The sequence below is a fragment of the Candidatus Auribacterota bacterium genome (genome assembly GCA_026392035.1).
Taxonomy (GTDB): Bacteria; Auribacterota; Tritonobacteria; order UBA1439; family UBA1439; genus JAPLCX01.
In genome coordinates this window covers 1-4,896 of sequence record JAPLCX010000088.1, presented here as the reverse complement: position 1 = coordinate 4,896, position 4,896 = coordinate 1, and the positions used below count along the sequence as shown (strand labels likewise).

Sequence of the window (4,896 nt, the reverse complement as noted above, 5' to 3'; positions counted from 1 at the left end):
ATTGGAGGAGCTGCAGTAGTACATAACCATACGCGGCTTCAAAAGCAGATATTGAATGACAAGAGATTCGAGAAGCGGGTAGAGAAGATTTATAAAAGTATTCACAGTCAATAGTAGAGGTCTGACCCTGCTGGGTGGAGGAGAGTGTCGAGTGAAAGAAAAACATTGGAAATTCTTCAAGAGATTGATTGTGTTTATGTTTTTTACGACTACACTGTCATACACTTCCCTGAGCTATTGTGAAAAGCTGGTATTGGGTATAAGGTACCATGTGATAATACAAAAAGATAAAACCGGTAATGTGGAACATGCTACCGGTGCAATAATTGATGAAATTGCAGCGGGTAGCGTTGCCCAAAAGCATAACTTAAAAAGCGGAGATAGAATAATAGGAGTTAATGGCAAAAATATTTATTCTCCAAAGGATCTTTTGCAGGAGTTGAATAATCTTCCCTCCAAAACCGCCGTTAAAATTAAGGTTGCGCGAGGTGTCAGATTATTTGAAATCACCGTAGGGCCGGAATATCTTTCCATGGATTAAAAAACTTCAGGGTCACACCTCGGTTGCGGCTGGGCAATGCCGTAAGATCAAGCTCCGATAGGATCGGAGCCCGAGTAACCGTTAGCCACGGGCTCGGTATCCAGCCTTGCAGGCAGTGCAGTAATGTGCTGCTTGATGCGTAGGCAGGAAAGGAAGCGAGGTGCAAGGCAGCAGTACTTGAAGGTGTTGAGTCCCGAAATGACCCACGTTGGAATGGGCCGATGGCATCGAGGTATCCAGCAGGCAACAGCTTTCTGTGCGAAGAGAGGCGAGTGCAGGAAGCCCCCCCGGGATCATAGGCCGCACCGAGCTTCACACGATGATTTCACGGCAACCCAGGAGATCCAGCAGTAAATGTTCCAGAGGAGGAGCGTTCTCTCAGACAAGCCTAAAACAGCGAGGAAGAGAGGTAAGCGCATGATAATATCGGGTCAGCCCCTCGCTAATCAGATCTGTGGAAGGCCGAATCAAGCCCCTACAGGGAGAAATATTTCTGATTGCATTTCACCTATCAGGTGAACGTTTCAAGTAACTACTCAGAAGGTGTGAAAAAATCAGCATTAAGGTTGTCATTGCGAGGAGGCCGAGTCCCGCTAAGCGGGACTTTGCCGACGAAGCAATCTCAACTCATTGCGGAACAAGAGATTGCTTCTCCCGCTTTGCGGGATCGCAATGACAATATTCTGATATCACATACATAAGCCGGAAACTGGATTTTTTCACACCTTCTCAGGTAGTCAGAAATCAGGAGCCAGAATCCAGAATGGATTGCGAATAAGCTTCCAGGAGCGTGCTGACCTCTTCGAGTAACTGCATTAACTCGGAAACATCGCCGTATCCCAAGTCCTCAAATGTCGCCGCCGGCGTCCTCATTCTAACTCCTGACTCCTGAATTCTGGCTCCTGAGCAGTTACCGTTTCGATATGTTATCCGCCATTTCGGGCAGGGGGATGGACTTCCCCAAATTTTGCAAGACTAGCCGGCAATGACCCATCGATACGGTGAGAATGTCATTCCGGCGAAAACCGGAATCCAGTCGCTTACAGTATGTGATGAGTCTTAATGTTGGATACCTGCTTACGCAGGTATGACATGCGTGCATTGTCTTATGGGGATGTACAACATGGACTGCATTTCTATACATCTCCTCCGGAAACAAAGCATTGCTTGTTTCAGAGAAGGGATCTTCAGGAATATCCTGGCGCCTGCGGCGGGGCGTCATGTTTTTTGCAGGATTACGCCTTTGAGATAGGCGGTCTCGGGGACGTTAAGGAGGATCGGGTGGTCGTTTGATTGCCCGAGTTCCTCCATGACCCTGAAACCGCAGCGCGCGTCGGCAGCGGCGAGGCGGAGGATTTTAATGAAGATATCCCGGGATATGCTGTGCGAGCAGCAGAAGCTCGCCAGGATGCCGCCGTTGTTGAGCAGGTGCATCGCCCGGAGATTGATCTCCTTGTAGCCCCGCAGAGCGTCCTCCGCGTGTGCTTTTTTTCTGGCGAGGGGAGGGGGATCGAGGACGATCATATCGAAGCGTGATTTTTCTCTCTGGTAGAGGCGGAGGAGGTCGAAGGTGTTCCCTGCCAGGGGGGTGATATTCGTGAGATCGTTGAGTGTGCAGTTTTTTTCGAGGATCGCGAGCGCATCCCGGGACGATTCCACTGCGGTAACCGTATCCGCGTTCTTCGCACAGTGCAGGGCGAAGTGCCCCTGGTACGAGAAGCAGTCAAGCACGCGCCCGCGCGCGTAGCGAGCGACCACAGAGCGGTTTTCGCGCTGATCGAGGTAGGCTCCCGTCTTGTGCCCGTTCCAGATGTCCGCGAGATAGCGCAGGCGCCCCTCCTTGATTTCAATAAGGCCCGGCTGCCCGCCGTACAGGGCCTTTTTCCCGAGGAGGAGGCCCTCAAGCGCGCGGGCGCTCGCGTCGTTCCGGCAGACGATTCCCGTGGGGCTGAGGAGATCGTGAAATATTCCGGAGATCATCTCGATCCTGGAATCTACGCCGGGTATGAGCGCCTGGATGGCGATCCAGTCACTGTACCTATCGGCGATCAGGCCGGGGATGCCGTCGGCTTCAGAATAGACGAGGCGCAGCGCAGCCCCCTCACCCATGATTTCCCGGCGCCGATCGAGCGCTTCGCGGATGCGGCGCTCGAAGAAAGAATCGTCAATCACCTCTTCGCTTCTCGTGAGGAGTCTCAGCGCGATCTTTGATTTCTCACCGTAGAAGGCCTTCCCGAGGAATTTCCCTCGCGCATCAGTGACCTCCACGATATCGCCTGACTTGGCGGAGCCTGTGCTCGTGAGATCGTCGCGGTATATCCATACGTGGCCCGTTCTGTACCAGAGAAGGCCCTTTGTGCTGATCGCTACCGGATTTGGATTCATGGCGCCTGGGCAGATACCTCATCAGTTGTGAGCCGATTCGCTCATCATTTTACCAAATTATTTTGGAACAGATGAGGTTAAAATAAGTAAGATTTTAAGCTGGATTCCCTCTTCCTCTGGAATGACACTCGCATTATCAACACGTCATAACTGAGAGGTTGCCCGACGCACAATTTTGCACTTTCAACTTTAGGCTTTTGGCCTTACACTGTAGTTACCATGCCCGCGAACTACATGACACGGAAATCCTACGAGAGGCTCAGTGCGGAGGCAAGGCGACTGAAAGGGGTGGAGATCACCCGCGTGAGCAGGGAGAAACTGGAGGCCGCCCAGCAGGGCGACCTCAGGGAAAACGCGGGATATGAGGCGGCGCGGGACAGGCTCAACCTCATCAACGCAAGGCTCAATCAGATCGCCGAGCAGCTCTCCGGCGCGCAGTTCATCGAGGACCTGAAAATCACGGCGGATGTCGTTTCCATCGGCACGCGGGTGAGGCTCCTCGATCTGGATGAAAAGAGAGAGCTGGAATATTGCATCCTCGGCCCGGCGGATGCCGATCTCGACCGGAATATCATCTCGTTCCAGAGCCCCCTCGCGAAGGCGATGATTGCAAAAAGAGTATCACAGGAATTCTCGGCGGCCACGCCGGGGGGAACGAGGAATTTCAGGATTCTCTCCATCGAGCGGTATCAGTGAGCGGGAGCGCCAGTGGATTCATTCCAATCGCGCGGCTCACCCATCTCGCACCGCGGGAGTGCAGCCCGAGTGCCTGCGTCGCACGTCAGACCATCCTTCGCTTCTTGAAGTAAAGGAGCGTCAGGAGCGACGCGACGACCATCCAGAACCAGACGGCGAGATACCCCCAAATACCCCATTTGAATTCCGGTATCTCGACATTCATCCCGTAGAAGCTCGCGATCGTGCCGATGGGAAGCAGGAACGTCGCGATAATCGTCAGCGTTTTCATAGTCTCGTTGAGCCGCCAGTTAATAGAGGAGATATAGGATTCCATGTCCTGGGCGATGAGTTCACGCGACATCTCGGTAATATCATAAATCCTGAAAATGTGGTCGTAGATGTCCTTGAAGTAGGGTCGGGCCTCTTCGCTTATGAAGGGGGAGCCGGGTCTCATGAATCGTGAGATGATCTCGCGCTGCGGCCCCACCACTTTCCGCAGCGTCACTATATTGCGCCGCTGCGAGAACATCTTTGCCATGAGCGCGGGGTGTGGGTTGGTGAGGATATCTTCCTCCAGCTTGGCGAGTCGTTCGCTGAGCGTGTCCATAATGGGGAAATAGTTGTCAATGAGCGAGTCAAGGATGTAGTAAAGGAGAAAACCGGCTCCTTTTGTCATAGTCTGGCAGCCGTGCTCGCAGCGCTTGCGGTTCGTGCTCACGCTCCGGATGTGCCCCTGGTGGAAGGTGATCACGAAATTTTTGCCGATGAATATATCGAGCTCGCGGATGTTGAGGGCATCTTCGGTCTCTTTCTCCGTGTAGAAATAGCAGGAGTGTATGACGAGGAAGAAATAATCGTCGAATTCGTCTACCTTGGGCTGGCTGTGCGAGGCGATGCAGTCATCAATGAGGAGGGGATGAAATTTAAAATCGTCCCTGAGGATGGAGATCTCGTCTTCCGTCGCGTCTTCCATATCCACCCAGAGGAGGTTTTTTTCGTCGGAGAGAAGTTCCTTGAACTTCGCGCGAGGCACCTCCTGGAGAAATGTTCCGTCCGCCAGATACGCCCATGATAGGATCATTGTTTCTCCCTTTGGCTGGGCTTATTCTACACAAAAGCGATCGGGCGCACCAAGAAAAATCATCGGGTATGGTAATGGGTCACCCATCAAAGGCGCGGAGTCAATAGACATGATCTGGTCCCTCCCTCGCGCATGCGCGGGTTCAACTGCTTGCTCCGTTCACGCCAGCACTCGTGACTTGCCTGCTGCTCCATCCCGAGCCCGTTTCCTG

Annotated in this window: 5 protein-coding genes; 2 read left to right on the top strand and 3 right to left on the bottom strand. The window is 53.0% G+C overall.

What is annotated here, in order from left to right; all coding sequences use genetic code 11:
• The first annotated feature begins 151 nt into the window (after positions 1-151).
• Positions 152-541 carry a PDZ domain-containing protein gene (locus NTX71_09830; protein ID MCX6340197.1) on the top strand — a complete coding sequence of 130 codons (390 nt, stop codon included), beginning with the start codon at positions 152-154 and terminating at the stop codon, positions 539-541.
• Between the two features lie 744 nt (positions 542-1,285).
• On the opposite strand, the gene NTX71_09825 is transcribed toward NTX71_09830, so the two are convergent.
• Both NTX71_09825 and NTX71_09820 read right to left on the bottom strand, forming a co-directional pair.
• A complete protein-coding gene (locus NTX71_09825) occupies positions 1,286-1,414 on the bottom strand; it encodes a hypothetical protein (GenBank protein ID MCX6340196.1) in 129 nt (42 codons plus the stop codon).
• 345 nt (positions 1,415-1,759) lie between these two features.
• Entirely contained in the window at positions 1,760-2,926 is a 1,167-nt protein-coding gene (locus NTX71_09820; GenBank protein ID MCX6340195.1) for a class I SAM-dependent rRNA methyltransferase, read from the bottom strand.
• A gap of 234 nt (positions 2,927-3,160) precedes the next feature.
• On the opposite strand from NTX71_09820, the gene greA reads away from it, so the two are divergent.
• Complete coding sequence (greA, locus tag NTX71_09815; GenBank protein ID MCX6340194.1) at positions 3,161-3,622, top strand: transcription elongation factor GreA; 462 nt, start codon at positions 3,161-3,163, stop codon at positions 3,620-3,622.
• A gap of 85 nt (positions 3,623-3,707) precedes the next feature.
• Here greA and corA read toward each other — a convergent pair whose 3' ends face one another.
• Complete coding sequence (gene corA / locus NTX71_09810; GenBank protein MCX6340193.1) at positions 3,708-4,685, bottom strand: magnesium/cobalt transporter CorA; 978 nt, start codon at positions 4,683-4,685, stop codon at positions 3,708-3,710.
• Positions 4,686-4,896: the final 211 nt, after the last annotated feature.

Excerpts from the sequence above, each read along its gene's own strand:
- NTX71_09825 (MCX6340196.1), bottom strand. The coding sequence starts at position 1,414 with ATGAGGACGCCGGCGGCGACATTTGAGGACTTGGGATACGGCGATGTT.
- greA (MCX6340194.1), top strand. The coding sequence starts at position 3,161 with ATGACACGGAAATCCTACGAGAGGCTCAGTGCGGAGGCAAGGCGACTG.
- NTX71_09820 (MCX6340195.1), bottom strand. The coding sequence starts at position 2,926 with ATGAATCCAAATCCGGTAGCGATCAGCACAAAGGGCCTTCTCTGGTAC.
- corA (MCX6340193.1), bottom strand. The coding sequence starts at position 4,685 with ATGATCCTATCATGGGCGTATCTGGCGGACGGAACATTTCTCCAGGAG.